This window comes from Phreatobacter sp. AB_2022a (genome assembly GCF_026847585.1).
GTDB lineage: Bacteria > Pseudomonadota > Alphaproteobacteria > Rhizobiales > Phreatobacteraceae > Phreatobacter.
In genome coordinates this window covers 186098-212471 of sequence record NZ_JAPSET010000003.1, presented here as the reverse complement: position 1 = coordinate 212471, position 26374 = coordinate 186098, and the positions used below count along the sequence as shown (strand labels likewise).

Genomic DNA, 26374 nt, shown 5'->3' with positions numbered 1-26374 from the left:
CGCTCCCACGCCCGCCTTGCTCAGACGTTGCGGGTGGCGCCGCCGTCGACCCGGATCTTCGAGCCGGTAATATAGCCTGCCTGGTCCGAGCACAGGAAGGCGGCCGTCGCGCCGAATTCCTGGGCGGTACCGAGCCGGCCGGCAGGGATGCTGGCGACCGACGCCGCCTCGATCTCGGCGAGCGACTTGCCGCTGCGCTGAGCATTGGCGCTGTCGAGTTCCTTGATCCGGTCGGTGGCGATGCGGCCCGGCAGGATCATGTTGACGGTCACGCCGTCCTTGGCGACTTCCGAGGACAGCGTCTTGGACCAGCCGACGATCGACGAGCGCAGTGCGTTCGACAGGGCAAGGTTCGGAATCGGCTGCTCGACGCCGGACGAGGCCACCGTGACGATGCGGCCCCATTTGCGCTGGCGCATGCCGGGCAGAAGCTTCGCGGTCATGGCGAAGACCGGCTCGACCATCGTCTTGAAATATTTCGCCCATTCGTCCTCGCCGACCTCGGTCGCCGGCTTTGCCGGCGGGCCGCCGGTATTGTTCACGAGAATGTCGATCTGGCCGAGCGTCTGCTCGGCGATCGCCACGATCTCGTCCACCGCCCCGGGCGCGGCGAGATCGGCGGCAATGCCATAGGCCTTGCCCTTGCCGCGCGCGGTGATCTGCTCGGCATTGGCCTTGATGCGCTCGGCGGTGCGGCCGACCAGCATGACGGTGGCGCCTTCGGCGGCCAGCGCCTCGGCAATGCCGAGGCCCAGGCCGCGGCTCGATGCCAAGACCAGGGCTTTCTTGTTGGAAAGGCCGAAATCCATCTGTGTTCTCCTTGAGTGCCCGGGCTTAGGGCTCGGGCGCGTGAGACAAGCCCGAAGCCGCCGCGGGCGCAAGAGGCTGGCCTGCGGGACAGCCCGGCTTTTTGCTCATCTGGCCCGCGACACGGCGAGCCAGACGCCGCCGCCGATCAGGAAGCCGCCGCCGATGCGCGACATCAGCCGCGCGCGGGCTTCCGACAGGCTGTGTCCGCTGCGCCCGCCGATCAGCGCATAGGCGCTGTCGGAGACGGCCGCGCAGGCGAGCGCGGTGGCGCCCATGATGACGATCTGCAGGGCATAGGGCCGGTTGGCGTCGATGAACTGCGGGAAGAAGGCGCCGAAGAAGATCAGCGTCTTGGGATTGGACAGGGCGACGATGACCCCCTGCAGCACGAAGCCGCCGCGCGGCCGGCTCGACGCCGATCCGGCCTCGGCAACGGCGCGGCTGTCGCGGATCATCTTGCAGCCGAGCCAGATGAGATAGGCGGCGCCGGCAAGCCGCAGCCATTCGAACCAATGTCCCATGGCGGCGATGGCGGTGGTCAGGCCGATGCCGGCAATGGCGATCAGGACAGCGAGGCCGATCTGCGTGCCCAGCACATTGGCGAGCCCGGCGCGGGTGCCGTGCCGGAGGCTGTTGGCGACGATCAGCGTGACGGTCGGGCCGGGCACCAGCACGATCACGATGCAGGCGATGAAATAGGCGAGAAAGACATCGGGCGACATGCGGGCTGACCTCTCGTGCAGCGGGTTCGACATCCGTGCCGCTCCCGGCGCCGGTCCGGACAAGCGGATGCCGGCGCAAGGCTCCAACAGAAAGCGCGAAATTGCTAGTGGCGCGCAGCTCGCGCCGTCCTAGTTGCGGTCCCAGCGCTCGCGCCACATGCGTTCGCCGATCAGGCAGTCGACCCTTTCGCTCTGGGCGGGCACGAAAGTCGCCCCCGGCAGAGGGATGGAGGGGCCGGGAGCTGCCACTTCCAGGATGAGCTTGCGGCGGGTTGCGGGGGAGAATTCCTCCGGCGCCTTGATCGGGATGACGAAGGCGCCGGGGCCGCCGATGACGCAGTCGTGGTAATAGGCGTCGAGATTGTCGATATCCATCGTGCGGGCGTCGGGCCGCTTCAGCATGATCGGCAGGCCGTTGATGGTGATGCCGCGGGCGAGCGCCGCATCGCGCGCCGGCTCGACCAGGTCGCCGTTGTTGTTGGCGCCGTCGCCCGAGACGTCGATGACCCGCCGGTGCGATCTCAGGTTCGAGGTCTCGAACAGGGCTGCGCCTGCGGTGATCGCCCCGGATATCGAGGTGCGGAAGGCGCGACGGATCGGCTTCGACTGCAGTTCCGCGGCGAAGGCCTCGGCACTGGCTGGGCTGTCGATGATGCGCCAGCCGACCACAACCTGCTGGTCATGGGCGCCGGCCCATTCGAGATAGGTGACGGCGATCTTGCCGAGCAGGCCGCGCCTGATGGCATCCATCACCTCGGGCGCGACGATCGCCTGGATATAGCCTTCGCGCTGCAGGCGCTGCTCTTCCGGATCCATGGAGTAGGAAATGTCGACCGCCAGGACGAGCTGCAGGTCGACCTCGTCGCCGCCGGGGCGGCCCTGCGGCGCCAGCGAACCGGTTCCGGCGAGCATGGCCGCGAACGCCAGCGCCAAAGCGCGGATCAGGGTGCGGATCGAGGCATGGACCATGGTCATCCCCCGGACGATGCCAGAGCCTGACACAGCATCGCGGCGCGGGAAACCGTCATTTCCCTGACCAGCCCGCGCATGCCGCGGCGGCGTGGCGCGCGGGGCTTGGTCCGCGGCGGGGATCCAGGTTAGGGTTGGCCGGCAGGAACCATGGGCCCGGACCATGGACGGCGGGCCGCACGAGCCCGCGCGAGGCGGGGAAGGAATGGCTTGAATTGACCACGCTTGTGCTGTCGCATCCCAAATGCCTCGATCACCTCACGCCCTTCGGCCACCCGGAGCGCCCGGACCGCCTGCGCATGGTCACCCATGTGCTGGAGCACGAGCGCTTTGCCGACCTCGCCCGCGACGAGGCGCCGCTTGCCAGCATCGAGGCGGTTGCGCGCGTGCATCCGCCCGAATTCATCGAGCGCATCGAGAACGCCACCCCGATGGTCAATTTTGTCCATCTGGATGCCGATACCACCCTGTCGCCCGGCTCCTACGAAGCGGCGCTCAGGGCGGCAGGCGGCGCCGTCTTCGCCGTCGACGAGGTGATGGCCGGCAAGGCCGCCAATGCCTTCGTCGCCACCCGCCCGCCCGGCCACCATGCCGAGACGGCCACCGCCATGGGCTTCTGCCTGTTCAACAATGCCGCGATCGCCGCCCGTCACGCCCGCGCCGTTCACGGCGTCGACCGCGTGGCGATCATCGATTTCGACGTCCACCACGGCAATGGCACGCAGGAGATCTTCTGGTCCGATCCGAGCGTGATGTATCTGTCCACCCACGAGATGCCGCTCTATCCCGGCACAGGGGCCGCACGCGAGCGTGGCGCCTACGATCAGGTGGTCAACGCGCCGCTGCCGCCGGGGGCCGGGTCCAGGGAGTTCCGCGAGGCCTTCGACCTCGCCATCCTGCCCCGCATGCGCGACTTCAACGCCGATCTCGTCATCATTTCCGCCGGCTTCGACGCCCATGAGCGCGATCCGCTCGCCAATCTCAACCTGACCGAGGCCGATTTCAGCTGGGCGACCAAGGAGATCATGGCGATCGCCGACAGGAGCGCCGGCGGCCGCCTCGTTTCGGTTCTCGAAGGCGGCTACGACCTCGAAGGCCTCGGCCGCTCGGTGGCGGCCCATGTTCTCGCGCTCATGCGCGGCTGAGACGGGACCCCGGGGCTTTTTGCGCCGCAATGGGCTATGAGAGGGGCGCCGTGATTCCTTGGGTCCCGGGTCACGGCCCTGACAGCAGCACCGCATCCGGAGGGCATTCCATGGCTGACAAACATGCCGACGTGGCGGCGCTTCCCTTCGAGAAGGCGCTGGCCGAGCTCGAATCGATCGTCCAGAAGCTGGAGGGCGGCAACGTGCCGCTCGAGGATTCGATCGCCATCTACGAGCGCGGCGAGGCCCTGAAGAAGCGCTGTGAGGCGCTCCTGCGCGATGCCGAGGCGCGCGTCCAGAAGATCACGCTCGCCGCCGATGGCACGCCCGCGGGGACGGCTCCGCTCGATCCGCGCTGACCCCGATGGAGGGCGTCAAGGTCTGGTCTTGAGAAGGTGCGTCGCGAAGCCCTCGGCCTTGATCCTGGCGACCGCCCTTTTGTCGAATGTCACAAAAATCTCGCTGCCGAGGCCGCGCCCCTGATGGGCGATGACACCATCGGCGAAATCGCCGCCGGTCTGCAGAGTGCGGAGGCCGGCTTCGACGGCCCTGTGATCGGCTTGAACGGCAGGATTGTCGGTCAGGCGCCGGATCGCCCCGGCGATTTCGGGCGCGGTCTTCTTGTAGCCGCTGCTCAGGACCCAGGCGAATTCGCACAGGACCGGCAGGGTCACGGCGATGAGCTCCGCCTTCTGCAAGGCCGCCTGCGCCACCTGGGCTTCGTCCGGATCGTCGAGCGTTGCGAGGCGGACCAGGACATTGGTGTCGACGGTGACTTTCATTTGCGGCCGGCCCATGCCCGGCGGCCGCTTCGCTGATTTCCTCGATCGAGAGCCGCTTCGGGGCCGGAGCCAGGCAGCCGGCGAAGTCGGCAATGGAATTTGCAGGTTTGGCCGCCCGTATCGCTGCCTTGCCGTCCGGCAGGATATCGACGGCGAGCTTGTCGCCGGGCCGGACGCGGAGATGGTCCAGCAGCTCCTTGCGCAATGTCACCTGGCCCTTGGCGGTCACGGTCAGGAGGCTCGTCATAGGTCACCTGTCCGGATTACGGCTCCTCCAATGTAAGGCATCTAAGCCTTACCAACACTATCCGCAGCGGGACCGGCACGGGGCCTCAGGCCGGAAACCGGGCTGCGAAAGCCTCTGGCGCGAGCCTCAGGGCATTGGTGAGATAGCTCACCATCCGGTAGAAACCGGCCAGCATCAGGATTTCGAGGATCGCTGCCGCGCCGAAATGGGCCGACAGCGCCTGCCAGGCGGCCTCGTCGAGGTCGCAGTGCGCATGCAGCTGGTCGACCGCCGCCACCAGGGCCTGCTCGTCGGCGCTCCAGACCGGATCGTCGGCGCCGCCGGTGACCGTCGCCGCGATTTCGGCCGGCCCGAGACTGGCCCGCGCGGCAAACAGGGCGACATGCACGCCCCACTCATATTCCGAACCTGCCCGCGCGGTGACCCGGTCGATGACGATTTCGCGCTGGCGCAAGGTCAGGTGGCCGCGGTCGAGCAGGCTGGCATTCATGAAGCGTTCGAACAGCCGCTCGTCGCGGGCAAGGGTGGTGAACAGCGTGAGCGGCGGCACGCCCGGCGGCATGATGCGGGCCAGCCGCTCGGCGATGGCGGCGGGGTAGGGTGCCTCGGCCGGCGTCACGCGCGCGGCAGGATGGGGCATCGGCATCGACGGTCTCCTTGCTATGGATTAGATAGCAATAGATCAACCCCTGCGCTATGGAAAGTATAGCAAATGGTCCCAGCTCCCGGTGAACCCGCGCGGGGCTCGCGTTCCGGCCGGCCGATCATGGTCCTGCTCGACCTGCTCGGGCGGCGCATGGCCCTGCGCATTCTCTGGGAGCTCAAGGAGGCCGGCCGGCCCCTGACCTTCCGGGCGCTGGCGGCCGCGGCGGAGACCAATCCGAGCGTGCTCAACGCGCGGCTGAAGGAGCTGCGAGCCGCCGGCCTCGTGGCGCATGGCGCGGAAGGCTACCGGCTCGGCGCCGATGGCCTTGCGCTCGTCGCGCTGGTCCTGCCGCTGCACCAATGGGCGGAGGATTGGGCGGCGCGCCGTCCGGCGGCCGGCGGCGAGCCGGCTTAGGGACCGGCGGTCGGCGAAGCCGCCTTCAGCGCGGCGCCGGAGGGGCCGGCGTCACCGCGCTGCCGCTGCCGCTGACCCTGACGGACGGCGCCGGGCCCTCGCCCTTGACCGAATAGGTGATGGCCACATTGTCGCCGCTGACCAGGATCGAGCTGCCCGGCGACATCTCCGCCTGGATCACGTTGGAATCGCCGCTCACCACCAGCGTCCGGCAGCCGCCGGCGAGGCGCAGCCGGTTCGAATCGCCGCGCACCGCGACGCCGCGGCCGGCGCAGTCGACCTGCCGGTCCTCGCCGTCGTCGGCCACCTCGATCGTGTCGATGGCGGCCGCATCATTGGCCGTCGTCCGGTCGGCCTCGACCTTGTTGTCCGCGCCGATCAGGTTGACGACCGGTGGCGTGCGGCCATCGACCAGCCGGTAGACGATCTGGTTGGCACTGCCCATCACGTTGATCGGCTGGCCGGCCTGCAATTCGACCTCGACCCGGTTGCCGTCGCCCGAGACGTTGAGGATATGGCACCGGCCGGTCAGGACGATGCGGTTGTTGGCGCCCGAGACATTGGCGACACCGCCGGCGCAGTCGAAGGATCTTTCGAGGCCGTCGCCGATCGCCGCCGCGCCGGCCGCCGCGCGTGCGGGCGGCGCGGCCGGGACGGCTCCGGCCAGGATCGTCGCGGCGAGACCGAGCAGGCGAATGGTCGGAAACATGCGTGCGGCTCCTGTGGCCAGAGATGAATCGGGAGCGGCGGAACCTCCACGGCGAAAGTGACGACCTTGTGTCGCCCCGGCGGCCTGTTCAGCGCGACGGCGGCCGAGAACCGGTCCGATCGTTGCGCACGGGCCGGTGCACAATCGCTGTGCACCCCTCTTTCCCGATCGCGACTCTCCTGTCTAAGGTAGCCCCCGGCCGGCCGGGGGGAGAAACCCCTCACAGCAACAATGCATGGCCGCGGGATACCTCGACAGAGGGGGACAAACAGGATGAAGCTGAAGCTTGCGCTCATCGCCGGCGCATTGGCCCTTGCTTTGGGAGCCGCCAGCGCGAGCGCCCAGACGCTGCGCTATGCGTTCCAGGGCAATCTGAACACGCTCGACCCTTACGGGATCAACGAGACCACGACGCTGGCCCTGCAGGGCAACGTCTACGAGGGACTGACCAAGCGCGACCGTGACCTGAAGATCATTCCGGGTCTCGCCGAGCGCTGGGAGGTCCTCGACAACGGCCTGACCTGGCGCTTCCACCTGCGCCGTGGCGTCAAGTTCCACAACGGCGAGGATTTCACCGCCGATGACGTGGTCTTCTCGGCCAACCGCGTGCGCGCCGAAACCTCGGACCTGCGCTCGCGCATCGACGCCAACGTCCAGGTCGTCGCGGTCGATCCCTACACGGTCGACTTCAAGCTGAAGACGCCGAACCCGATCCTGCATTACGAGTGGGATACGTGGTACATCATGTCGAAGAAGTGGGCGGAGGCGAACAACGCCGTGGCGCCCAGCGCTCCGGCGGCGACGACGCCCGGCTATGCCGTTCTCAATGCCAACGGCACCGGCCCCTTCAGGATCACCCAGCACCAGATCGGCGTGCGCACGGTCTTTGCGAAGAACCCGGCCTGGTGGGGCAAGGTCGAGCATAACCTCCAGGAGGTGATCTTCACGCCGATCACCTCCGCGCCGACGCGCGTCGCCGCGCTCCTCTCCGGCGAGGTCGACGTGATCGACCCGGTGCCGCTGCAGGACATTCCGCGCATCAATGCCAGCCCCAATGCCCGCGTCATGGAAGGGCCCGAGCTGCGCACCATCTTCATGCAGGTCGACCAGCGCCGCGACGAGCTGCTCGGCTCGTCGGTGAAGGGACGCAATCCGTTCAAGGACGTCCGCGTCCGCCGCGCCTTCTACCAGGCGATCGACATCGAGGCGATCCGCCGCCAGGTGATGCGCGGCGCCGCCGCGCCGACGGCGCTGCTGATCTCGCCGCTCCTGTTCGAGCGGTCGAACGAGTTCCAGCGTCCGCCGGTCGATCTCGCCGCGGCCAACCGGCTGATGGACGAGGCCGGCTATCCGCGCGGCGCCGACAACACCCGCTTCGAGGTGACGCTCGACTGCCCGAACGACCGCTACGTCAATGACGGCGCGATCTGCCAGGCTGTCGTCGCGATGCTCGCCCGCATCGGCGTGAAGATCAACCTGCAGGCCGTGCCGCGCGCCCAGTTCTTCGCCAAGGTGCTGGCCTCGGGCGGCTACCAGAGCTCGTTCTACCTGCTCGGCTGGACGCCCGGCTCGTTCGACTCCTGGAACATCCTGCAGAACCTCGTCCGCTGCCGCGACGACACCGGTTCGGGTGGCAATGGCGCCACCAATCTCGGCGGCTACTGCAATCCGCGCGTCGACGCCCTGACCGACCAGATCCTGGTGGAAGCCGACACGGCCAAGCGCAACGACCTGATCGCCCAGGCCTATCGGATCATCACCGACGAGGTCAGCCATTTCCCGCTGCACCAGCAGACGCTGGCCTGGGGGGTCGCCAAGAATGTCGAGCTCGTTCAGCGCGCCGACAACCAGTTCCTGTTCCACTGGGTGACCAAGCGCTGATCACCTGTCCGGCCGGACGTTCCCTCGTCCGGCCCGCCAGGGCTCCCCGAGGAAGCGGCTCCCTGGCCGCTTCCCTCATCGTTCCGAGGGAATGTGATGCTCGCGTTCATTCTGCGCCGGCTGGCCCAGGCCGTCGTCGTCCTTCTGGCCGTCTCGCTGATCGCCTTCTCGCTGTTTCGCTTCGTCGGCGATCCCGTGAACCAGATGGTCGGCCAGGACACCACCGTCGAGCAGCGCGCGGAGATCCGCAAGCAGCTCGGTCTCGACGATCCCGTGCCGGTGCAGTTCCTGCGCTTCGTCTGGAACGCGGCCAAGTTCGATTTCGGCACCAGCTACCAGAACAAGCAGAAGGTCTCCAAGCTGATCGGCGAGCGCTTTCCGGCCACCATGGAACTGGCGTTGGTCTCGGCGCTGTTCGCGCTGCTGGCCGGCATTCCCATGGGCGTCTATTCCGGCCTGAAGCCCCATTCCATCCTGTCGAAACTGTTCCAGACCGTCTCGCTCATCGGCATTTCCCTGCCGACCTTCCTGATCGGCATCCTGCTCATCTTCATCTTTCCGGTGACGCTCGGCGTCCTGAAGTCGTTCGGCCGCCAGGGCGTCGTCGATCTCGGCTGGTGGTCGACCGGCTTCCTGACCGCCCAGGGCTGGAGCTCGCTCATCCTGCCGGCCATCACGCTCGGCCTGTTCCAGATGACGCTGATCATGCGCCTCGTGCGCTCGGAGATGATGGAGGTGCTGCGCACCGACTACATCAAGTTCGCGCGCGCCCGCGGCCTGACCAACCGGGCGATCAATTTCGGCCACGCCCTGAAGAACACGCTGATCCCGGTCATCACCATCACCGGCCTGCAGATCGGCTCGATCATCGCCTTCGCCATCATCACCGAGACGGTGTTCCAGTGGCCCGGCATGGGCCTTCTGTTCCTGCAGGCGGTGCAGAACGTCGACATTCCCATCATGTCGGCCTACCTGCTCCTGGTCGCGAGCCTGTTCGTCGTGATCAACCTGATCGTCGATCTCCTCTATGTCGCCGTCGATCCGCGCATCCGGATCGCCGGCCGGGCGTCGTGAGGCTCAAAACCCATGTCCGTGACCTCTGACACGCCACAGCCCTCCGCCCGCCCGGCCCGCCGTTCGGTTCTCGCGCGCATCGTCGATTCCGACATCTTCTATTCGTTCACCCGCTCCTGGGTGACCATGCTCGCCGCGCTGGTCGCACTGATACTGGTGGTCAGCGCCCTGCTGGCGCCCTGGATCGCGCCGAACGATCCGTTCAATCCGGAGACGCTCAGCCTGCTCGACGGGTCCAAGCCGCCGGTCTGGGCGGCGGACGGGGAGTGGCGCTTTCCGCTCGGCACCGACCAGCAGGGCCGCTGCGTCTTCTCCTCCGTGCTGTTCGGCATGCGCGTCTCGATCGTCATCGGCTTTCTCGGCGTGCTGGTGGCGGCCACCATCGGCATCGTGCTGGGGCTCGTGGCCGGCTATTTCGGCGGCACGGTCGACAGCATCATCATGCGCGTCGCCGACGTGCAGCTGACCTTCCCGGCCATTCTCACCGCGCTGCTCATCGACGGCACGATGCATGCGCTGGTCGGCGGCAGGCGCTCCGACGTCCTGATCTTCTGGGTGCTGGTGCTCTCCATCGGCCTGTCCTTCTGGGTGCAATATGCCCGCACCGTCCGCGGCTCGACGCTGGTCGAGCGCAACAAGGAATATGTCCAGGCCGCCCGCCTGATCGGCCTGTCGCGGCCCACCATCCTGTTCCGCCACGTCCTGCCGAACGTCACCGGCCCGGTCCTGGTGATCGCCACCATCAACCTGGCGCTCGCCGTCATCACCGAGGCGACCCTGTCCTTCCTCGGCGTCGGCCTGCCGCCGACCACGCCATCGCTCGGCACGCTGATCCAGATCGGCAACGAGTTCCTGTTCTCGGGCGAATGGTGGGTCGTGATCTTCCCGGGCATCGCGCTCGCGGCCCTTGTCCTGTCGGTCAACCTGCTCGGCGACTGGCTGCGCGACGCGCTCAATCCGCGGCTGCGCTGACCGGCGGGCCTCAGACGATCTCCGCGAGAAAGTCGATGAAGGCGCGCAGGCGCGCCGTCGGCAGGCCCTGGGCGCGGTGATAGAGATAGGCGGGAAAGGTCTCGTCGGCCCAGTCCGGCAGAACCTGGACGAGGCTGCCGTCGGCCAGCATGTCGGTGGCCATGAAGTCGAGCAGCTGTGCGATGCCCTGGCCGCCGAGGCAGGAGGCGATCAGGCTGCGGCCGTCATTGACCATCAGACGGCCGCGCACCGCGACCGGCACGGCCTCGGTGCCGCGATGCAGCTCCCAGGCGAAGGGCCGCCCCGTCGCCGGGTCGCGGATCAGCACGCATTCGTGGTCGGCGAGCTCGCGCGGATGGCCCGGCGCGCCGCGGCGGGCGATATAGGCCGGCGCGGCGCAGGTCACGACGCGCGCCCGCATCAGCAGCCGGCAGGTCAGGCCCGAGGGTTCGGGCTCGCCGAAACGCACCGCGACGTCGAAACCGTCGCCGACGAAATCGCCGAGCTGGTCGCGCACGAACAGATCGACCGTGAGCTCCGGATGCCGGGCAAGGAATTCCGGCAGCCGCGGCGTCAGCAGGAAGTGGCCGAAGGGCGGATCGGCATTCACCCGGAGCCGGCCGCGGACCTGGCTGCCGGCACCGGCAGCCGCGGTGGCGGCCGCTTCGATGCCCTGAAGGAGCGGCAGCACCTCGGCATGGAACAGCCGGCCTTCCTCGGTCAGCGACACCGCCCGCGCGGTGCGGTGCAGGAGGCGCGTGCCGATGCGCTTTTCGAGCCGTGCTATGGCGCGGCTCACGCCCGACTGGGTGAGGCCCAGCGCGTCGGCGGCGCGCACGAAGCTGCCGGTCTCGACCACCGCCATCAGCACGCCGATGCCGCCGAGCAGCCGGCCGTCGAAACTCATGAATGACTCCTGATCATTCTTATTCTGACATCTATGCGCTCGTGTCCTTTTCGGTCAAGGACTAGGGTCCCGGCATCCGCAACGACCCGGCCGCTGAGGCCGCGGCCAGAACCGAAGGATCGCCCGATGGCCCTATCCCTGAGACGCACTTCCATGATGGCGGCGAGCGTCGCCAGCCTGATCGCGGCCGGCCCCGAGCTGGCCGTCGCCAAGGAGCCCGCGGCTGCCCGGCCGGCGGGCGATGCCGTCGTCGGCATGTGGGTGACCGCCAACGGCTTCATCCGCCTCGAGCTCATGGCCGACGGCCGCTACGACGAGGCGCGCGGCCAGCGCCGCAGCGCCTATCGCGGCCGCTACGAGGTGCGCGGGCCGCAGCTCGTCTTCTTCGACGATTCCGGCTTCACCGCCACCGGCATCGTCACGGACGGCGTGCTGCGCGTCGGCGGCGATGCGTTCCGGCGCGAATGATCTGGCCGGCCAGGTCGCCCATCGTCCGTTTTCGAGAACCGGAATGTCCGTGATGCAGGATCTGAATGGAAAAGTCGTTGCCGTTACCGGCGCCTCCAGCGGCATCGGCGAGGCCGTCGCCCGGCGTCTTGCCGGCAGCGGGGCCAGGGTGGTGCTCGGCGCCCGCAGGACCGAGCGGCTCGCAGCGCTCGCCGCGGACATCGAAGCCGCCGGGGGCGCGGTCGCCTGGACGCGGCTCGACGTCACCGACCGGGCCGACGTCGCAGCGTTCGTCGGCTTCGCGTGCCGGCGCTTTGGTCGCCTCGACGTCATGGTCGGCAATGCCGGTTTGATGCCGCTGTCGCCGATGACGGCTCTCAAGGTGGAGGAATGGGACCGGATGATCGACGTCAATCTGAAGGGCGTGCTGCATGGCATCGCGGCCGCCCTGCCGGTGTTCCAGGCCCAGGGCGGCGGTCATTTCGTCCATGTCAGCTCGATCGCCGACCGGCGCATCGTGCCGACGGCTGCGGTCTATTCGGCCAGCAAATACGGGGTGAGGGCGGTGTCGGAGGGGCTGCGCCAGGAGGCGGGGCCGGGCATTCGTGTCACCCTGGTCGCGCCGGGCGCGACGGTTTCGGAGCTCGCCGACACGATTTCCGATCCCGATCTGCGCCGGGCTGCCATCGAGGACTACCGGCGCGATCTCCTGCCGGCCGATGCCATCGCCCGGGCCGTCGCCTATGCGGTCGGCGAGCCCGGCGACGTCGACGTCAACGAGATCGTGGTGCGGCCGACCGCCCAGCTCTATTGACCCGCGTTCCATGCCGGTGCGGCCTGCCGTACGGGATCAGGGCGCCCGCGGGCCGGGGAAGATCCGTGATGGCGCCGCCGCATAGATGAGCGTATTGTCCCTGATCACCAGTTCGCGCTTGCGGCGGAACAGGCCGGGCTCCTTGATCGCGAAGCGATAGGCCATGACGGTCGCGTCCGGCTGCCTGTCGTCGCCCATTTCGGCGAAGATGGCGCGGTCGCCGTCTGCACCCGGCCGGTCCGGATGGAACTCCGCCATCACGCCGTCCCAGATCAGCACGTAGCCGGTCGTGCCGGGGCGCGGCCGGATCGCCTGGCGAAAGAAGACGAGGGCGTCCGCGGCCTCGCGCTGGCTGGTGAGATGGACGGCCTTGCCGTTGTCGACGAGCAGCACGAAGGGCGTCATCCGCCGCTGCGGGCTGGCCGCGATGCTGGCCATGGCCTCGCGGACGCCTTGTTCCATCAATGCGACGCCTTGCATGGTCGCGCTCCCGCCCGCGCGGGCATTGTCGAACGACGACCCGGCTCGCGCAATGTGTGGCTGGGTCGCCGCGGGCGGGCTGCGGCAGGGATCGGACCGCGCCCGGACCTTGACGACTCCCGGCCGGGCCGGAAATCCGCTATACCGCGCGTCCTGAACCATGAGCAGGCGATGAGCGAGACTTTGAACGGCCCGACCGACAAGACCACCGACGATGCTGCCCGGCCGGCCGAGGCCGCCGCCCGGAAGGCGGTCTATGTGAAGTCCTATGGCTGTCAGATGAATGTCTATGACAGCCAGCGGATGGCCGACGTCATGGGCGCGGAGGGCTATCGCGAGGTGGCGAGCCCGGAAGAGGCCGACCTGATCCTGCTCAACACCTGCCATATCCGCGAAAAGGCCGCCGAGAAGGTCTATTCCGAGCTCGGTCGCATGCGCGTCATCAAGGATGCCGCGAGAGCGGACGGCCGCCAGGTGCTGATCGGGGTTGCCGGCTGCGTCGCCCAGGCGGAGGGCGAGGAGATCGTCCGCCGGGCGCGCACCGTCGATCTCGTGGTCGGGCCGCAGAGCTATCACCGCCTGCCCGACCTCGTCGCCCGCGCCGCGGCCAGGCCCGGTGTCGTCGATACCGAGTTCCCGGTCGAGGACAAGTTCCGCCACCTGCCCGATGCGGCGGAGGCCGCGACGCGCGCGCGCGGCCTGTCGGCTTTCGTCACGGTCCAGGAGGGCTGCGACAAGTTCTGCACCTTCTGCGTGGTGCCCTATACGCGCGGCGCGGAAGTATCCCGGCCGGTCGCCCAGGTCCTGGACGACGTCGAGAAGCTGGCGCGCGCCGGTGTGCGCGAGGTGTCGCTGCTCGGCCAGAACGTCAATGCCTATCACGGCGAGGGGCCCGATGGCCTGGACTGGGATCTGCCGCGGCTGCTGCGCCGGCTCGTCGAAGTGCCCGGCATTGCCCGGCTGCGCTACACCACCAGCCATCCGCGCGAGATGACCGACGCGCTGATCGCGGCGCACCGCGATCTGCCGGAACTGATGCCCTACCTGCATCTGCCGGTGCAGTCGGGCTCGACCCGCGTGCTCGCCGCGATGAACCGCAAGCACTCGCGCGAGGACTATTTCCGCATCATCGACAGGGTGCGCGCGGCCCGGCCCGACATTGCGCTGTCCTCCGACTTCATCGTCGGCTTCCCCGGCGAGACCGACGCCGATTTCGAGGACACGATGGACCTCATCCGGCGGGTCGGCTTTGCCGCCGCCTATTCGTTCAAATATTCGCCGAGGCCCGGCACCCCGGCCGCCGGCGAGGAGGACCAGCTGCCGGAAACGCTCAAGACCGAGCGCCTGCACGCCCTTCAGGCCTTGATCACCGAGCAGCAGCGCGCCTTCCAGGACAGCCTGGTCGGCCGGGTCATGGACGTCCTGTTCGAAAAACCCGGCCGCAAGCCGGGCCAGATGGTCGGGCGCTCGCCCTATCTCTCGCCGGTGCAGGTCATCGCACCGTCGTCTGTCGCTGGGACAATCGTATCTGTCCGAATCACCGGCACGCAGACAAACTCCTTGAATGGCGTTCTGGCGGACGCTCCCCATATGAACGCAGTGCAGGCGGCGGAGTGAACCTTTCCACGGAAGGATCGATGGTTTGAAAAATTCGGGTGCGGGTGGCTTCGGGCCGGACAGCGGCCAAAACATTCCCTGGCTTGCGACGCACGACTCCAACACCGAAGCCGAGATCACGCTGGCTTTCGACGACAATCGCCTCGCCAGCCGCCTGTTCGGCCAATATGACCAGAACCTCGCCTTCATCGAGAAGCGCCTGAGGATCCAGGCCACCGCTCGCGGCAATCACGTGACCCTCGCCGGCCCGCCGGACCTGTGCGAGCAGGCCAAGGCCGTGCTCGAAAGCCTCTACCAGCGCCTGCAGGCGGGCCATGACATCACCCTCGGCGATGTCGACGGCGCCGTCCGCATGACCACCTCCCAGGGGTCGCTGTTCGAGGCCGACGGCGCGCCGCGCATCGGCCACGAGGAGATCGTCACGCGCAAGCGCACCGTGCGTGCCCGCACGCCCGCGCAGGATGCCTATATCCGCGCCCTGAAGCGCAACGAACTGGTCTTCGGCATCGGTCCGGCCGGCACCGGCAAGACCTGGCTCGCGGTCGCCCAGGCCGTGGCGCTGCTCGACAAGGGGCTGGTCGACCGGCTGATCCTGACCCGTCCGGCCGTGGAAGCCGGCGAGCGGCTCGGCTTCCTGCCCGGCGACATGAAGGAAAAGGTCGATCCCTATCTGCGGCCGATCTACGACGCGCTCTACGACCTGATGGACGCGCCGCGGGTCGAGCGCGGCATCCAGTCGACCATGATCGAGATCGCGCCGCTCGCCTTCATGCGCGGACGCACGCTGACCAATGCCGTGGTGATCCTGGACGAAGCCCAGAACACCACGTCCATGCAGATGAAGATGTTCCTCACCCGGCTCGGCGAGAATTCGCGGATGATCATCACGGGCGATCCGACCCAGGTCGACCTGCCGCCCGGCATGACCTCCGGCCTCACCGAGGCGCTCGACCTTCTCGACGGCGTTCCCGGCATTGCCCAGGCCTATTTCACCGAGGATGACGTGGTTCGCCACGAACTGGTCGGGCGCATCGTCAAGGCCTACGAGGCGGCGACGCGCACCGGCGAGCACCGTGCGCCGCACGCCTCGCGCCGGATGCGCCAGGAATAGTATCAGGAACAGTACAAGAGTATTATGAGTTACGATCCGCTGATCGAGAGTCCCGTCTCGACCGATATCGCCATTCTCTCGGACCGCTGGCAGGACCTGCCCGATGCCGAGGTTCTGGTGCGCCGGGCGGTGGCGGCGGCCACCCATCACCCGGATGTGAAGGTGCCGGCCGATGCGGAATTGTCCGTCGCCCTCGCCGATGATGGCGAGGTGCAGCGGCTCAACCGCGACTATCGGGCCAAGGACAAGCCGACCAATGTCCTGTCGTTTCCGGCGCCGCACGGACCGATCCTGGGCGATGTGATCATCGCCTATGAGACGCTCGTCCGGGAGGCGGCCGAGGAAGGTATTGCGCCCGGCGAGCACCTCACCCACTTGACGATCCACGGTCTCTTGCATCTTCTGGGCTTCGATCACGAAACGGAAGCCGAAGCGCTGACAATGGAACGGATCGAAACCGAAGTCCTTGCCGGCCTCGGCATCAAGGACCCCCACGCGGCCGGGCGCACCATGCCCGATGAACCCAATGCCTGACCCTAGCGACAGTCGATACCGAAGCACCGCGGCCGAGGCCGCAACACCACTACCGCCGAACAGCGCGCCTGCCGAAACCGACCGGTCGGCCGAGCGCCACGAACGCTGGATCGATCGCCTGCGCCTCAGGCTCGGCCTCAGGGCCAATGCTTCGATCCGCCGCAACCTCGAGGAAGTGCTCGAGGAAGACGCGCCCGCCGGCGCCGGCTTCACGCCGGAAGAGCGCGCGATGCTCAAGAACATCCTGGAACTCAGGGAGAGCGGGGTCGGCGACCTCGCCCAGCCGCGCGCCGACATCATCGCGGTCCAGAAGGACATTTCGCTCGGCGCGCTGATGCAGGCGTTCGAGGATGCCGGCCACACCCGGCTCGTCGTGTTCGACGACACGCTCGATGATCCCGTCGGCATGGTCCACATCAAGGATCTGGTCACCCACCTGTTCAACGAGGCCAGGACGGCAACGCGCCGGCGCCGCGCCGGCCGTGTCGTCGACGCCAAGGCCGATGTCGAAGCCGGGGCGAAAGCCGACAACACGCCCGAGCTCGACCTCGGCGCCGTCGACCTGTCCGTCGCCCTCTCGGCGAGCCGGCTGATCCGGCCGATCCTGTTCGTGCCGCCGTCCATGCCGGCCATCGACCTGCTCGCGCGCATGCAGGCGACGCGCATCCAGCTCGCGCTCGTCGTCGACGAATATGGCGGCACCGACGGGCTCATCGCGATGGAGGACATCGTCGAGAGCATCGTCGGCGACATCGAGGACGAGCACGACGTCGACGACAACCGGGCGATCATCCCGATCGGCGAGGGCGCCTATATGGCCGATGCCCGGGCCACCCTCGAGGACGTGCGCGAGACGCTCGGGCGGGATTTCGATCCGGGCGAGGAGGTCAGCGACGAGGTCGACACGCTCGGCGGCTATCTGACCGTTCTGGCCGGCCACGTGCCGGTGCGCGGCGAGGTGGTTGCCGGCCGCGACGACTTCGAGTTCGAGGTGGTCGATGCCGATCCGCGCCGGGTCAAGCGTGTCAAGATCACGCGCGGCAGCGGGCTGATCGCCCGTCCTTCCCGTCTCGCCCGGCGCAAGGACGAGGAGGAGGAGATCGCGCCGCAGGTCGACGGACCGGCGCCGGCCGCCCTTGAGCCGGCGGCCGCGACCCTTCCGGCGCAGGCGGTGCAGGCCGTCCCCGATCCGATACCCCTGCCGCAGTCGGTGTCGGCGCCCGCGCCGGCGGCCGACACGCGCAAGGCCTCGTGACGGCACCGGCCGTGTTCTCCTGGCAGGCCGGTGCTTGACCCGCGCGCCGGCCTGGCCGACACGGGGGACACGCCCCCGTCGCCCGGCCGAATCACGTCGGCCTCCCCTGGAGACCCCGCCTGGATGATCCCGCGTATGGCCCGCTCGATCATCCTGTCCTGGGGTTGGCGCCGCGCGGCGCTGGCCTTCGGCGCGGGCGCCCTTGGTGCGCTCGCCATGCCGCCCTTCGGCGTGTTTCCGGTGCTGGGCTTGAGCTTTCCCGTGCTGGTCTGGCTGATCGACGGCGCGGCCGCGGGCGGTCGCGCGCGCACGCTGCTGGCAGCCGCGGTCATCGGCTGGTGGTTCGGCTTCGGTTACCACCTTGCCGGCCTCTGGTGGATCGGTTCGGCCTTCCTGGTCGAGGCCGACCGTTTCGCCTGGTTGATGCCGGCGGCGGTGGTGGCGCTGCCGGCCGGCCTTGCCCTGTTCACCGCGCTCGGCACAGCCTTCGCGCGCCTCGTCTGGCGGCCCGGGGCCGGCCGCCTCCTCGCCCTCGGGCTCGGCCTTGCCGGTGCGGAATATCTGCGCGGCACGGTGCTGACCGGGTTTCCCTGGAATCTCTATGGCGCGGCGCTGACCCAATATCTCTGGCTCGCCCAGGCCGTTTCGCTCGTCGGCATCCACGGCCTGACCCTCGTCACGGTGCTGATCTTCGCAAGCCCCTGCATGCTCGGCGACGGGCCGAGCGAAAGCCGCGGCCGTCTCGCCGTCCCGGCCGTCGCGGTCCTGGCGCTCGCCGGTCTGGCCGTCTTCGGCGCCTGGCGCGTGGCGACGACCGAGATCGCGACGGTCGACGGCGTCAGGCTGCGGATCGTCCAGCCCGACATTCCCCAGGACGAGCGGTTTCGTCCGCAGGCGCGCGACTGGATCCTCGACCGCTACGCCCAGCTCTCCGACAAGGCGGCCTCGCCCGAGCGCAACGGCATCAAGGACATCACGCATCTGATCTGGCCGGAATCGGCCTTTCCGTTCTTCCTGATGCAGGATCGCGAGGCGCTGACCCGCATCGCCAATCTCATTCCCGAGGGCACGACGCTGATCACCGGTGCGGCGCGTCTCGAGGCTCCCTTGCCGGGCCGGCGCCTGCCACGGGTGTTCAATTCAGCCTATGTCATCGATCATCAGGGCGCGATCACCAGCACCTATGACAAGGTGCACCTCGTGCCGTTCGGAGAATATTTACCATTCCACGAACGCCTCGAGGCGATGGGCCTCGAGGCGATCACCCGCGTCCAGGGCGGTTTTTCCGCGGGCGACCGGCGCTATACGATCGACGTTCCCGGGGCGCCGCCGGTCGGCATCCTGATCTGCTACGAGATCATCTTTCCCGGCGAGGTCACCGCGCCCGACCGCCGCCCCGGCTGGCTCCTGAACGTCACCAACGACGCCTGGTTCGGCTTCACGCCCGGGCCCTACCAGCATCTGCACCAGACCGCCGTGCGTGCCATCGAGGAGGGGTTGCCGGTCGTACGCGCCGCCAATAACGGCATTTCCGCCGTCATCGACCCGCTCGGGCGGGTCGTTCGCTCGCTGCCGCTCGGGGCCCGCGACGCCCTGGACGCCAGCCTGCCGGCCGCGCTGCCGGCGACCGTCTTCGCGCGCGCCGGCCATATGCCATTTGCCGTCACGTGGCTCGGGCTGCTGCTGGTTGTGCTGGGCCGGCGGCGGAAGATGCCGAGAAGATAGGCGACTGGCGGCCATGCATAAGCGCGGCAGCGCCTTGTACGGCCATGGATAATTGGCCATAACCCGTTTGTGGATAGCAGCGGTTGTGTTTGGTCCCCACCCGGGCAGGTGGTATCATCGTCCCTCTCACAGCACCTCTGCATGCCATTTCATTCCACGTCGAGGGGGCGACGTGTCCTGCATCAGGTCATGGGGGCTACGGAGTTCCACGAATGATCAAGAAGGCACCGAACCCGATCGACAAACATGTCGGTAGCCGCGTTCGCATGCGTCGCATGATGCTCGGAATGAGCCAGGAGAAGCTCGGCGAGCGCCTCAGCCTGACCTTCCAGCAAGTCCAGAAATACGAAAAAGGCACCAACCGGATCGGCGCGAGCCGGCTTCAGCAGATCGCGGCCATCCTGTCGGTGCCGGTGTCCTTCTTCTTCGAGGGAGCTCCTTCGGGCGAGCCGGCGCCGCAGGGCGGTTTCGAGGACGGCGGCGGCGCCTCCTACGTTGCTGATTTCCTGTCGACCAGCGAAGGCCTGGCGCTGAACCGCGCCTTCATCCGAATCAAGGATGCCAAGGTGCGCCGCAAGGTCGTCGACCTCGTCAACGCCATCGCCGGCGAGGATCAGACCACGCCCTGACCGTTCGACGGCGGGACGCAGCATACCGCCGCAAGGGCGATCGGGACGCCACGTTCGTTCTTTTTTGCGAACGAATCGGCCTTTTTGCCGTTTTCGGACTTGACCACCGGACGCGCTATTGCCAGAACCTCGCCCGCTCGGGGTCTGACGCCATGGCCATGTCCCGGGCTGGCCTGCCGCAGCGGCGGCGGGTCGTCGAGGATCCCGGTTCACGGCGCCACCGACGCGACGGCGCCTCGCCCCGCTGAAAATCGCGGGCTATTGTCTCTGGAGGACTTTCGTGTCCCGCAGCTCCTACCTCTTCACGTCGGAATCCGTTTCCGAAGGCCATCCGGACAAGGTGTGCGACCGGATCTCCGACGAGATCGTCGACCTGTTCTTCAAGGAAGCCGCCAAGGCGGGCCTGCCGGCCGGCCAGGTGCGTGTCGCCGCCGAGACGCTCGCCACGACCAACCGTGTCGTCATCGCCGGCGAGGTGCGCACCAACCTGACCGAGAAGCAGATCAAGTCGAAGGTCAAGTCGGCGGCGCGCAAGGCGATCCGCAATATCGGCTACGAGCAGGACGGCTTCCACTGGAAGAAGTGCAAGATCGACGTTCTCCTGCACCCGCAATCGGCCGACATCGCCCAGGGCGTCGACGAGTCCGGCAACAAGGATGTCGGTGCCGGCGACCAGGGCATCATGTTCGGCTATGCCAGCCGCGAGACGCCCGAACTGCTGCCGGCGCCGATCTATTATGCCCACAAGATCCTCGAGGACCTGACCGTCGCCCGCAAGAAGGGCGAGGGCGCGGCCGCCAAGCTCGGCCCCGACGCCAAGAGCCAGGTCACCGTCAAATATGTCGACGGCAAGCCGGTCGGCGTCACCCAGATCGTGCTGTCGACCCAGCATCTCGACGAGAAGCTGACCTCGGCCGACGTGCGCAAGATCGTCGAGCCCTATATCCGCCAGACCCTGCCGGAAGGCTGGATCACCAAGGACACGATCTGGCACGTCAATCCGACCGGCAAGTTCGTCATCGGCGGCCCGGACGGTGACGCTGGCCTCACCGGCCGCAAGATCATCGTCGACACCTATGGCGGCGCGGCGCCCCATGGCGGCGGTGCCTTCTCCGGCAAGGATCCGACCAAGGTCGACCGGTCGGCCGCTTATGCCGCGCGCTATCTCGCCAAGAACGTCGTGGCCGCCAAGCTCGCCGACCGCTGCACCATTCAGCTGTCCTACGCCATCGGCGTCGCCAAGCCGCTGTCGATCTATGTCGACCTGCACGGCACCGCCAAGAACGGCGTCGACGAGGCCAAGCTCGAGAAGGTGCTCGGCGAAGTGCTCGATCTGTCGCCGCGCGGCATCCGCGAGCATCTCGGCCTCAACAAGGCGATCTACGCCAAGACCTCGGCCTATGGCCATTTCGGCCGCAAGCCCGGCCGTGACGGCTCCTTCTCCTGGGAGAAGACCGATCTCGTGCCGAAGCTGAAGGAAGCGCTCGCCTGATCCGGCGAGGCGCCACACATATGAAGCGAAGGGGGCCCCTGAGGCCCCCTTCGTCTTATCCGGGGGCGACATGGGCGTGCGCCCCCTGTTCAGGCCGGCGCCGGCATTTGTTATGAGGCGCGACGAGCAACCGACGCGACGATATCAGTGATGGCGAGCGAACCGATACGACTGGCAGGGCAGGGCTCGTTTTTCGGCCGGCGCAAGGGCAAGGGCCTGAGGGGCCATCAGACCGATCTCATCGAGACCCTGCTGCCCCGGCTTCAGGTCGACCTCGACAGGCCGGCCGACGCCGGGCGCCTGTTCGCCGGCCCGGTCGACGGCCTCGTCCTGGAAATCGGCTTCGGCGGCGGCGAACACCTGGTGCGCGAAGCGCTCGCCCATCCGCGCCTCGGCTTCATCGGCGTCGAGCCCTTCGTCAACGGCATGGCCAAGATGCTCGCCGAGATCGAGCGCAAGGCCATCGGCAATGTCCGCCTTTACACCGGCGACGGCGCGGATGTGCTCGCCTGGCTGCCGGAAGCGGCGCTCGACCTCGTCTATCTGCTCTACCCCGATCCCTGGCCGAAGACCCGCCATCACAAGCGGCGCTTCGTTTCGGACAGGACGGTCAGGGCGATCGCCCGGGTGTTGAAGCCCGGCGGCGAGTTCCGTTTCGCCACCGACATCGACCACTATGCCGCCTGGACGCTGGAGCGGCTCCTGCGCGCGCCCGACTTCGTCTTTGCGGCCCGGACGGCGCGCGACTGGACGACGCCCTGGACCGGCTGGGAATCGACGCGCTACGAGGCCAAGGCGCTGCGCGAGGGCCGCAGGCCGTGCTATCTGACGTTCCGCAGGATCTAGCATCCTGGATCGGCTCCGCTGGCCCCTGCATGTCGGGTCGCCGTGGTTCGAGGCCCGCGCCCAGGCATGGGCATCTCGCCATGAGGATGGGAGAGCATGGCAGTGAGACCTCTCATGACGCGTTTCGCGGCGCGAGCGCGCTTCCGCCGCTTCCGCTGCAGGACACTTTCTCCCGCGTGGCGGGCCTCGAGCAACGGCAGATCCTGATGCGGCGTGGCTCGGTGCCGTTTCGTGACGCACCTTTTCGCCGGGGCGACCTGTGACAGCTCTGCTCGTTCTCGTCTGCCTGGTTCTCGCCGGACTGTCGCTGCTGGCAGGCCCTGTGCCCCTGTCGCCGGCCGATGTCGCCGGCGGGCTGTTCGGCGGCGACAGCACCGCGGCGGTCATCGTCACCGAGATCCGCCTGCCGCGCACGCTGCTCGCCTTGATGATCGGCGGGATTCTCGGTCTTTCGGGCGCCGCGCTGCAGGGGCTGGTGCGCAATCCGCTCGCCGAGCCGACGCTGTTCGGCGCGCCTTCGGCCGCAGCCTTTGCCTCCGCAGCCATGCTGGCGCTCGGGGGCACCTCGGCCCTGTCCGTCTGGCTGCCGGTCGCCGGCATGACCGGCGCCTTCGTGTCGGTCGCGGCCCTCCTGCTGGTCGCGGGTCCCCATGCCGGCCTTACCGTGCTGCTGCTGGCCGGCATCGCGCTGGCAAGCCTGTTCGGCGCCGGCACGGCGCTGGTCCTGAACCTCGCCCCCAATCCGTTCGCGGCCCTGGAAATCGCCTTCTGGCTGCTCGGCTCGCTCGAGGACCGCTCGTTCGTGCACATAGCGATCGCCGGTCCCTTCATGGCCGTCGGCGCGCTGCTGCTGGTCTCGCAGGCCAAGGTCTACCGGGCGCTGACGCTCGGCGAGGAGGTGGCGGCCAGCCTCGGCGCCCGTCTCGGCCGGGCGCGCATCGCAGTGACCCTGGGCCTGGCCTTCGGCGTGGGGGCGGCGGTGTCGATCGCCGGCGCCATCGGCTTCGTCGGGCTGGTCGCGCCGCATCTCGTTCGCAGCTCCGTCCGCGCCGATCCCGGCCGCATCCTGTTGCCGGCGGCGCTGGCGGGCGCCGCCCTGCTCACCGCCGCCGACAGCCTGGCGCGGCTCATCCCGGCCACCACCGAGATCAAGACCGGCGTCATCACTGCGCTGGTCGGCGTGCCCTTCCTGCTCTGGCGTATTTTTGGCGAAAGGCGGCTGGAGGCCGGCGCATGAGCGGCCGCGGCCTCGAACTGTCCGGCGTAGCCGTCCGCCTGGGACTGACCCAGGTTGTCGACGGCGTGTCGTTGAGCGTCCCGCCGAACACCTTCCTGGCGGTGGTCGGTCCGAATGGCGTCGGCAAGACGAGCCTTGTCAAGGCGGTCGCCGGCCTTGTCCGCGCCGCGGGTGAGATCCGGTTCGACGGCACGATGCTCGCCGGGTTGTCTCCGGAAGCCCGCGCCCGTCGCCTGGCCTATCTGCCGCAGCGGGCGGAGGCGGCCTGGGCCCTGCCGGTGCGCGATGCCGTGGCTCTCGGCCGTCTGCCGCACGGGGATCCCTTCGGCCGGCCGACGGCGGCCGATGCCGAGGCCGTGCAGCGGGCGCTCGACCGCCTCGATCTCTCAGGCTTTGCCGCCCGGCCGGTGACGGCGCTGTCGGGCGGCGAGCGCGCCCGGGTCATGCTGGCCCGGGTGCTGGCGACCGAGGCGCGTCTGATCCTCGCGGACGAACCGACAGCGGCCCTCGATCCGGCGCAGCAACTCGGTGTCCTCGATCTTCTGCGCGGCCTCGGCGAGGCCGGCCATGTCGTGGTGGCGGTGCTGCACGACCTGACTCTCGCTGCACGCTTCGCCCACCGCGTCGCCGTCATGCAGGCTGGCCGGATCGTCGCCGAGGGCCCGCCGGGCGAGGTCTTCACCGATCGCCTCCTGGCCGACGTGTTCGGCCTTGCCTGCACCTTCGTCGAGATCGACGGCCGGCGGGTGCCGGTACCACAGCGGCGGCTTTGACGGGTGCCGGCCGCGCGGCGCGCTTGATGACCTTGGGTCAGCCGTGCGAAAGCTTGCTGCAGCGCCGCCGCGGGGCGGCCGGGACCTGCGCCATGACCTCGGCTTTCGTTCGCGCGCTCGATCTTGCGTCCGGCTTCGAGACCGCCGCGACAGCCGAAGCTGTCGGGCGACAGTTCATCGCGGCCATCAGGCCGCTCGGCGCCCGTACGCTGTTCGCCGGCTCCTTTCCGATTCTGCCGGAATGGCGGCTGGACGACATCGTCGCGGGCCGGCGGGTGCTCGCCCAGTTCGCCGCGCCGGGCTGGATCGAAGGTTATTCGCAGCGGGGCCTCGATCGGAAAAACCCGGTCATCTTCGCGCCGTTGCGGCGGACCGGCAGCTTTCGCTGGAGCGCGCCCGGCTTTGCCGATCTCGACAATTGGGCGGGCCTCGGCCTGTGCCGCGAGATGGGCATCGAGGATGGCCTCGCGGTGCCCTGCCATGGTCCTGGCGGGCGGGTCGGCGTCATCAGCATCGGCTTCGAACGGTTCGACCTCGACCCGCCCGACCGGCGGGCCGTCGGGCTCGCAGCCGGCATGGCCTTCGAGCGGATGCAGGCGCTGGCGCCGCCGGCGGCCGCCGCGCGTGCTGGCCTGACCCCGCGCGAGCGGGACTGTCTCGCCTTCGTGGCCGAAGGTCTGTCGGATGCCGACATCGCCGGGCGTCTCGGCATTTCGCCGGTCACCGCCCATGCCCATGTCGAGAACGCCAAGCGCAAGCTCGGCGCGCGGACCAGGGCCCAGGCGGTGGCGAGGCTCCATATCGGCCGATGGCTCTGAGCCGGTCCCGAGCCGCCGGCGCGATCCTGCCGTCGGCCATGCCGACCCGCCGGCAGGGGGCAGGAGCCATTCGCGCAAGACCGATTGGCAAGCGGCGCGGCGCGGGTGAGACTTCCGGCGTCATTCCCGGAGTTCGTTCATGCCGACCATCGATGCCATTGCCGCCCTCAGCCCCGACATGACCGCGTGGCGACGCGATTTTCATGCCCATCCGGAGATCGGCTTTCAGGAGGTGCGGACCAGCGGCATCGTCGCCGAGAAGCTGGAGGCCTGGGGGTTGGAGGTTCACCGTGGCATTGGCCGCACCGGCGTCGTCGGCGTGCTGCGCGGCCGGCCGGGCAACCGCAGCCTCGGCCTGCGCGCCGACATGGACGCTCTGCCCATGCCCGAGCTCAACGATTTCGAGCACCGCAGCACCCATGACGGGGCGATGCACGCCTGCGGCCATGACGGCCACACCACCATGCTGCTCGGCGCGGCGAAATATCTCGCCGAGACGCGCAACTTCTCCGGCACGGTCAACTTCATCTTCCAGCCGGCCGAGGAGGGCCTGACCGGCGCCGCCGAAATGGTCAAGGACGGCCTGTTCACGCGCTTTCCCTGCGATGCCGTCTACGGCATCCACAACCTGCCGGGCCTGCCGCTCGGCACCGTCGCCGTGCGTGAAGGCACCGTGCTCGCGGCGGTCGACTATTTCTCGATCACGCTGCACGGCAAGAGCAGCCATGGCGCGGAACCCCATGCCGGCCTCGACCCGCTGCCCGGCGCCATGCAGCTCTATGCGGCGCTGCAGTCGCTGGTCAGCCGCCGCGTCGATCCGCACGACACCGCCGTTCTCAGCGTCGCCCAGATCCATGCCGGCACGTCCGACATCGTCATCCCGGAAACGGTGGAGCTGCGCGGCACGATCCGGACGCTGAAGCCCGCGACGCGCAAGCGCATGGACGACCTGTTCCATCAGGTGGTCGAGGGCACGGCCGCGGCCCATGGGCTGAAGGTGACGCTCGACTACAAGCGCTCCTATCCGCCGACCATCAACACTTCGGAGGAGGCGGCGGCGGCCGCCCAGGCCGCCATCGACGTGGTCGGCCCGGAGCTGATCCGTGGCGACTTCCCCTCGCTGACCGCCGGCGAGGACTTTTCCTACATGCTGCAGGAGGCGCCCGGCGCCTTCCTCCTGTTCGGCCAGGCGACGCCGGAACACGGCAATGTTCCCGTCCACAACGGCCGCTACGACTTCAACGACGAACTGCTGCCGATCGGCGCGAGCTTCTTCGCGCGGCTCGTGGAACGGGAGCTCGCCGGCGGCTAGGCTGGA

The 26374-nt window shown here is 68.6% G+C and carries 28 protein-coding genes; 20 read left to right on the top strand and 8 right to left on the bottom strand.

Features of this window, described 5'->3' with window-relative positions; genetic code table 11:
- Positions 1-20: 20 nt before the first annotated feature.
- From OZ671_RS03710 to OZ671_RS03700, 3 genes are all read right to left on the bottom strand, one after another.
- Positions 21-809: an SDR family oxidoreductase gene (locus OZ671_RS03710; RefSeq protein ID WP_268859470.1), complete on the bottom strand. Its 789-nt coding sequence runs from the start codon at positions 807-809 to the stop codon at positions 21-23.
- 105 nt (positions 810-914) lie between these two features.
- Complete coding sequence (locus tag OZ671_RS03705; RefSeq protein ID WP_268859531.1) at positions 915-1532, bottom strand: LysE family translocator; 618 nt, start codon at positions 1530-1532, stop codon at positions 915-917.
- Positions 1533-1661: 129 nt separating this feature from the next.
- Positions 1662-2501 (bottom strand): DUF1194 domain-containing protein, encoded by an 840-nt coding sequence (locus OZ671_RS03700; protein ID WP_268859469.1) that lies wholly within the window; start codon positions 2499-2501, stop codon positions 1662-1664.
- A gap of 215 nt (positions 2502-2716) precedes the next feature.
- Here OZ671_RS03700 and OZ671_RS03695 point away from each other — a divergent pair, with 215 nt between their 5' ends.
- Together OZ671_RS03695 and OZ671_RS03690 are read left to right on the top strand one after the other, a co-directional pair.
- A complete protein-coding gene (locus tag OZ671_RS03695; RefSeq protein WP_268859468.1) occupies positions 2717-3646 on the top strand; it encodes a histone deacetylase family protein in 930 nt (309 codons plus the stop codon).
- A 110-nt stretch (positions 3647-3756) separates the two neighbouring features.
- Positions 3757-4005 (top strand): exodeoxyribonuclease VII small subunit, encoded by a 249-nt coding sequence (locus tag OZ671_RS03690; protein ID WP_038308810.1) that lies wholly within the window; start codon positions 3757-3759, stop codon positions 4003-4005.
- Between the two features lie 15 nt (positions 4006-4020).
- Here the strand turns inward: OZ671_RS03690 and OZ671_RS03685 are convergent, their stop codons facing one another.
- Both OZ671_RS03685 and OZ671_RS03675 read right to left on the bottom strand, forming a co-directional pair.
- The gene (locus OZ671_RS03685) at positions 4021-4428 is read right to left on the bottom strand and encodes a type II toxin-antitoxin system VapC family toxin (protein ID WP_268859467.1); all 408 of its coding nucleotides are present in this window, start codon (positions 4426-4428) and stop codon (positions 4021-4023) included.
- A 332-nt stretch (positions 4429-4760) separates the two neighbouring features.
- Positions 4761-5321: a carboxymuconolactone decarboxylase family protein gene (locus OZ671_RS03675; protein ID WP_268859466.1), complete on the bottom strand. Its 561-nt coding sequence runs from the start codon at positions 5319-5321 to the stop codon at positions 4761-4763.
- Between the two features lie 66 nt (positions 5322-5387).
- Between OZ671_RS03675 and OZ671_RS03670 the strand changes: the two genes are divergently transcribed.
- A complete protein-coding gene (locus OZ671_RS03670) occupies positions 5388-5735 on the top strand; it encodes a winged helix-turn-helix transcriptional regulator (RefSeq protein ID WP_268859465.1) in 348 nt (115 codons plus the stop codon).
- Positions 5736-5760: 25 nt separating this feature from the next.
- Here the strand turns inward: OZ671_RS03670 and OZ671_RS03665 are convergent, their stop codons facing one another.
- Positions 5761-6444, bottom strand: coding sequence for a DUF3060 domain-containing protein (locus tag OZ671_RS03665; protein WP_268859464.1), 684 nt, complete (start codon positions 6442-6444; stop codon positions 5761-5763).
- Positions 6445-6717: 273 nt separating this feature from the next.
- On the opposite strand from OZ671_RS03665, the gene OZ671_RS03660 reads away from it, so the two are divergent.
- From OZ671_RS03660 to OZ671_RS03650, 3 genes are all read left to right on the top strand, one after another.
- Positions 6718-8325 carry an ABC transporter substrate-binding protein gene (locus OZ671_RS03660; RefSeq protein ID WP_268859463.1) on the top strand — a complete coding sequence of 536 codons (1608 nt, stop codon included), beginning with the start codon at positions 6718-6720 and terminating at the stop codon, positions 8323-8325.
- A 96-nt stretch (positions 8326-8421) separates the two neighbouring features.
- The gene (locus OZ671_RS03655) at positions 8422-9399 is read left to right on the top strand and encodes an ABC transporter permease (RefSeq protein WP_038308820.1); all 978 of its coding nucleotides are present in this window, start codon (positions 8422-8424) and stop codon (positions 9397-9399) included.
- A 12-nt stretch (positions 9400-9411) separates the two neighbouring features.
- Positions 9412-10371 carry an ABC transporter permease gene (locus OZ671_RS03650; RefSeq protein ID WP_268859462.1) on the top strand — a complete coding sequence of 320 codons (960 nt, stop codon included), beginning with the start codon at positions 9412-9414 and terminating at the stop codon, positions 10369-10371.
- 10 nt (positions 10372-10381) lie between these two features.
- Here the strand turns inward: OZ671_RS03650 and OZ671_RS03645 are convergent, their stop codons facing one another.
- Entirely contained in the window at positions 10382-11278 is an 897-nt protein-coding gene (locus tag OZ671_RS03645) for a LysR family transcriptional regulator (protein WP_268859461.1), read from the bottom strand.
- 126 nt (positions 11279-11404) lie between these two features.
- Between OZ671_RS03645 and OZ671_RS03640 the strand changes: the two genes are divergently transcribed.
- Together OZ671_RS03640 and OZ671_RS03635 are read left to right on the top strand one after the other, a co-directional pair.
- Positions 11405-11746 (top strand): Atu4866 domain-containing protein, encoded by a 342-nt coding sequence (locus OZ671_RS03640; RefSeq protein ID WP_268859460.1) that lies wholly within the window; start codon positions 11405-11407, stop codon positions 11744-11746.
- A gap of 52 nt (positions 11747-11798) precedes the next feature.
- On the top strand, positions 11799-12539 hold the full coding sequence (locus OZ671_RS03635; protein ID WP_268859459.1) for an SDR family oxidoreductase: 741 nt from the start codon (positions 11799-11801) through the stop codon (positions 12537-12539).
- 36 nt (positions 12540-12575) lie between these two features.
- Here the strand turns inward: OZ671_RS03635 and OZ671_RS03630 are convergent, their stop codons facing one another.
- Positions 12576-13001 carry a hypothetical protein gene (locus OZ671_RS03630; protein ID WP_268859458.1) on the bottom strand — a complete coding sequence of 142 codons (426 nt, stop codon included), beginning with the start codon at positions 12999-13001 and terminating at the stop codon, positions 12576-12578.
- Between the two features lie 189 nt (positions 13002-13190).
- Here OZ671_RS03630 and miaB point away from each other — a divergent pair, with 189 nt between their 5' ends.
- The 12 genes from miaB to OZ671_RS03570 all read left to right on the top strand — a co-directional run bounded on the left by miaB (position 13191) and on the right by OZ671_RS03570 (position 26368).
- Positions 13191-14636 (top strand): tRNA (N6-isopentenyl adenosine(37)-C2)-methylthiotransferase MiaB, encoded by a 1446-nt coding sequence (miaB, locus tag OZ671_RS03625; RefSeq protein WP_268859457.1) that lies wholly within the window; start codon positions 13191-13193, stop codon positions 14634-14636.
- A gap of 25 nt (positions 14637-14661) precedes the next feature.
- A complete protein-coding gene (locus OZ671_RS03620; RefSeq protein WP_442957051.1) occupies positions 14662-15747 on the top strand; it encodes a PhoH family protein in 1086 nt (361 codons plus the stop codon).
- 24 nt (positions 15748-15771) lie between these two features.
- Positions 15772-16281: an rRNA maturation RNase YbeY gene (ybeY, locus tag OZ671_RS03615; protein ID WP_268859456.1), complete on the top strand. Its 510-nt coding sequence runs from the start codon at positions 15772-15774 to the stop codon at positions 16279-16281.
- Positions 16274-17536: a hemolysin family protein gene (locus tag OZ671_RS03610; RefSeq protein ID WP_268859455.1), complete on the top strand. Its 1263-nt coding sequence runs from the start codon at positions 16274-16276 to the stop codon at positions 17534-17536. Before ybeY ends, OZ671_RS03610 begins: the two co-directional genes overlap by 8 nt.
- Before the next feature lie 123 nt (positions 17537-17659).
- Positions 17660-19261: an apolipoprotein N-acyltransferase gene (gene lnt, locus OZ671_RS03605; RefSeq protein WP_268859454.1), complete on the top strand. Its 1602-nt coding sequence runs from the start codon at positions 17660-17662 to the stop codon at positions 19259-19261.
- Between the two features lie 212 nt (positions 19262-19473).
- Positions 19474-19890 carry a helix-turn-helix domain-containing protein gene (locus tag OZ671_RS03600; protein WP_103167815.1) on the top strand — a complete coding sequence of 139 codons (417 nt, stop codon included), beginning with the start codon at positions 19474-19476 and terminating at the stop codon, positions 19888-19890.
- Between the two features lie 280 nt (positions 19891-20170).
- Positions 20171-21382 (top strand): methionine adenosyltransferase, encoded by a 1212-nt coding sequence (gene metK / locus OZ671_RS03595; protein ID WP_268859453.1) that lies wholly within the window; start codon positions 20171-20173, stop codon positions 21380-21382.
- A gap of 150 nt (positions 21383-21532) precedes the next feature.
- Positions 21533-22228 (top strand): tRNA (guanosine(46)-N7)-methyltransferase TrmB, encoded by a 696-nt coding sequence (trmB, locus tag OZ671_RS03590; RefSeq protein ID WP_268859452.1) that lies wholly within the window; start codon positions 21533-21535, stop codon positions 22226-22228.
- A 259-nt stretch (positions 22229-22487) separates the two neighbouring features.
- Positions 22488-23465 (top strand): FecCD family ABC transporter permease, encoded by a 978-nt coding sequence (locus tag OZ671_RS03585; RefSeq protein WP_268859451.1) that lies wholly within the window; start codon positions 22488-22490, stop codon positions 23463-23465.
- On the top strand, positions 23462-24238 hold the full coding sequence (locus OZ671_RS03580) for an ABC transporter ATP-binding protein (protein ID WP_268859450.1): 777 nt from the start codon (positions 23462-23464) through the stop codon (positions 24236-24238). Before OZ671_RS03585 ends, OZ671_RS03580 begins: the two co-directional genes overlap by 4 nt.
- A 92-nt stretch (positions 24239-24330) precedes the next feature.
- Positions 24331-25056, top strand: a complete 726-nt coding sequence (locus OZ671_RS03575; RefSeq protein WP_268859449.1) for a helix-turn-helix transcriptional regulator — start codon at positions 24331-24333, stop codon at positions 25054-25056.
- 139 nt (positions 25057-25195) lie between these two features.
- A complete protein-coding gene (locus OZ671_RS03570; RefSeq protein WP_268859448.1) occupies positions 25196-26368 on the top strand; it encodes a M20 aminoacylase family protein in 1173 nt (390 codons plus the stop codon).
- Positions 26369-26374 lie beyond the last annotated feature (6 nt).

Excerpts from the sequence above, each read along its gene's own strand:
- OZ671_RS03710 (WP_268859470.1), bottom strand. The coding sequence starts at position 809 with ATGGATTTCGGCCTTTCCAACAAGAAAGCCCTGGTCTTGGCATCGAGC.
- OZ671_RS03705 (WP_268859531.1), bottom strand. The coding sequence starts at position 1,532 with ATGTCGCCCGATGTCTTTCTCGCCTATTTCATCGCCTGCATCGTGATC.
- OZ671_RS03700 (WP_268859469.1), bottom strand. The coding sequence starts at position 2,501 with ATGGTCCATGCCTCGATCCGCACCCTGATCCGCGCTTTGGCGCTGGCG.
- OZ671_RS03690 (WP_038308810.1), top strand. The coding sequence starts at position 3,757 with ATGGCTGACAAACATGCCGACGTGGCGGCGCTTCCCTTCGAGAAGGCG.
- OZ671_RS03685 (WP_268859467.1), bottom strand. The coding sequence starts at position 4,428 with ATGAAAGTCACCGTCGACACCAATGTCCTGGTCCGCCTCGCAACGCTC.
- OZ671_RS03675 (WP_268859466.1), bottom strand. The coding sequence starts at position 5,321 with ATGCCGATGCCCCATCCTGCCGCGCGCGTGACGCCGGCCGAGGCACCC.
- OZ671_RS03670 (WP_268859465.1), top strand. The coding sequence starts at position 5,388 with ATGGTCCCAGCTCCCGGTGAACCCGCGCGGGGCTCGCGTTCCGGCCGG.
- OZ671_RS03665 (WP_268859464.1), bottom strand. The coding sequence starts at position 6,444 with ATGTTTCCGACCATTCGCCTGCTCGGTCTCGCCGCGACGATCCTGGCC.
- OZ671_RS03660 (WP_268859463.1), top strand. The coding sequence starts at position 6,718 with ATGAAGCTGAAGCTTGCGCTCATCGCCGGCGCATTGGCCCTTGCTTTG.
- OZ671_RS03655 (WP_038308820.1), top strand. The coding sequence starts at position 8,422 with ATGCTCGCGTTCATTCTGCGCCGGCTGGCCCAGGCCGTCGTCGTCCTT.
- OZ671_RS03650 (WP_268859462.1), top strand. The coding sequence starts at position 9,412 with ATGTCCGTGACCTCTGACACGCCACAGCCCTCCGCCCGCCCGGCCCGC.
- OZ671_RS03645 (WP_268859461.1), bottom strand. The coding sequence starts at position 11,278 with ATGAGTTTCGACGGCCGGCTGCTCGGCGGCATCGGCGTGCTGATGGCG.
- OZ671_RS03640 (WP_268859460.1), top strand. The coding sequence starts at position 11,405 with ATGGCCCTATCCCTGAGACGCACTTCCATGATGGCGGCGAGCGTCGCC.
- OZ671_RS03635 (WP_268859459.1), top strand. The coding sequence starts at position 11,799 with ATGCAGGATCTGAATGGAAAAGTCGTTGCCGTTACCGGCGCCTCCAGC.
- OZ671_RS03630 (WP_268859458.1), bottom strand. The coding sequence starts at position 13,001 with ATGGAACAAGGCGTCCGCGAGGCCATGGCCAGCATCGCGGCCAGCCCG.
- miaB (WP_268859457.1), top strand. The coding sequence starts at position 13,191 with ATGAGCGAGACTTTGAACGGCCCGACCGACAAGACCACCGACGATGCT.
- ybeY (WP_268859456.1), top strand. The coding sequence starts at position 15,772 with ATGAGTTACGATCCGCTGATCGAGAGTCCCGTCTCGACCGATATCGCC.
- OZ671_RS03610 (WP_268859455.1), top strand. The coding sequence starts at position 16,274 with ATGCCTGACCCTAGCGACAGTCGATACCGAAGCACCGCGGCCGAGGCC.
- lnt (WP_268859454.1), top strand. The coding sequence starts at position 17,660 with ATGATCCCGCGTATGGCCCGCTCGATCATCCTGTCCTGGGGTTGGCGC.
- OZ671_RS03600 (WP_103167815.1), top strand. The coding sequence starts at position 19,474 with ATGATCAAGAAGGCACCGAACCCGATCGACAAACATGTCGGTAGCCGC.
- trmB (WP_268859452.1), top strand. The coding sequence starts at position 21,533 with ATGGCGAGCGAACCGATACGACTGGCAGGGCAGGGCTCGTTTTTCGGC.
- OZ671_RS03580 (WP_268859450.1), top strand. The coding sequence starts at position 23,462 with ATGAGCGGCCGCGGCCTCGAACTGTCCGGCGTAGCCGTCCGCCTGGGA.
- OZ671_RS03575 (WP_268859449.1), top strand. The coding sequence starts at position 24,331 with ATGACCTCGGCTTTCGTTCGCGCGCTCGATCTTGCGTCCGGCTTCGAG.
- OZ671_RS03570 (WP_268859448.1), top strand. The coding sequence starts at position 25,196 with ATGCCGACCATCGATGCCATTGCCGCCCTCAGCCCCGACATGACCGCG.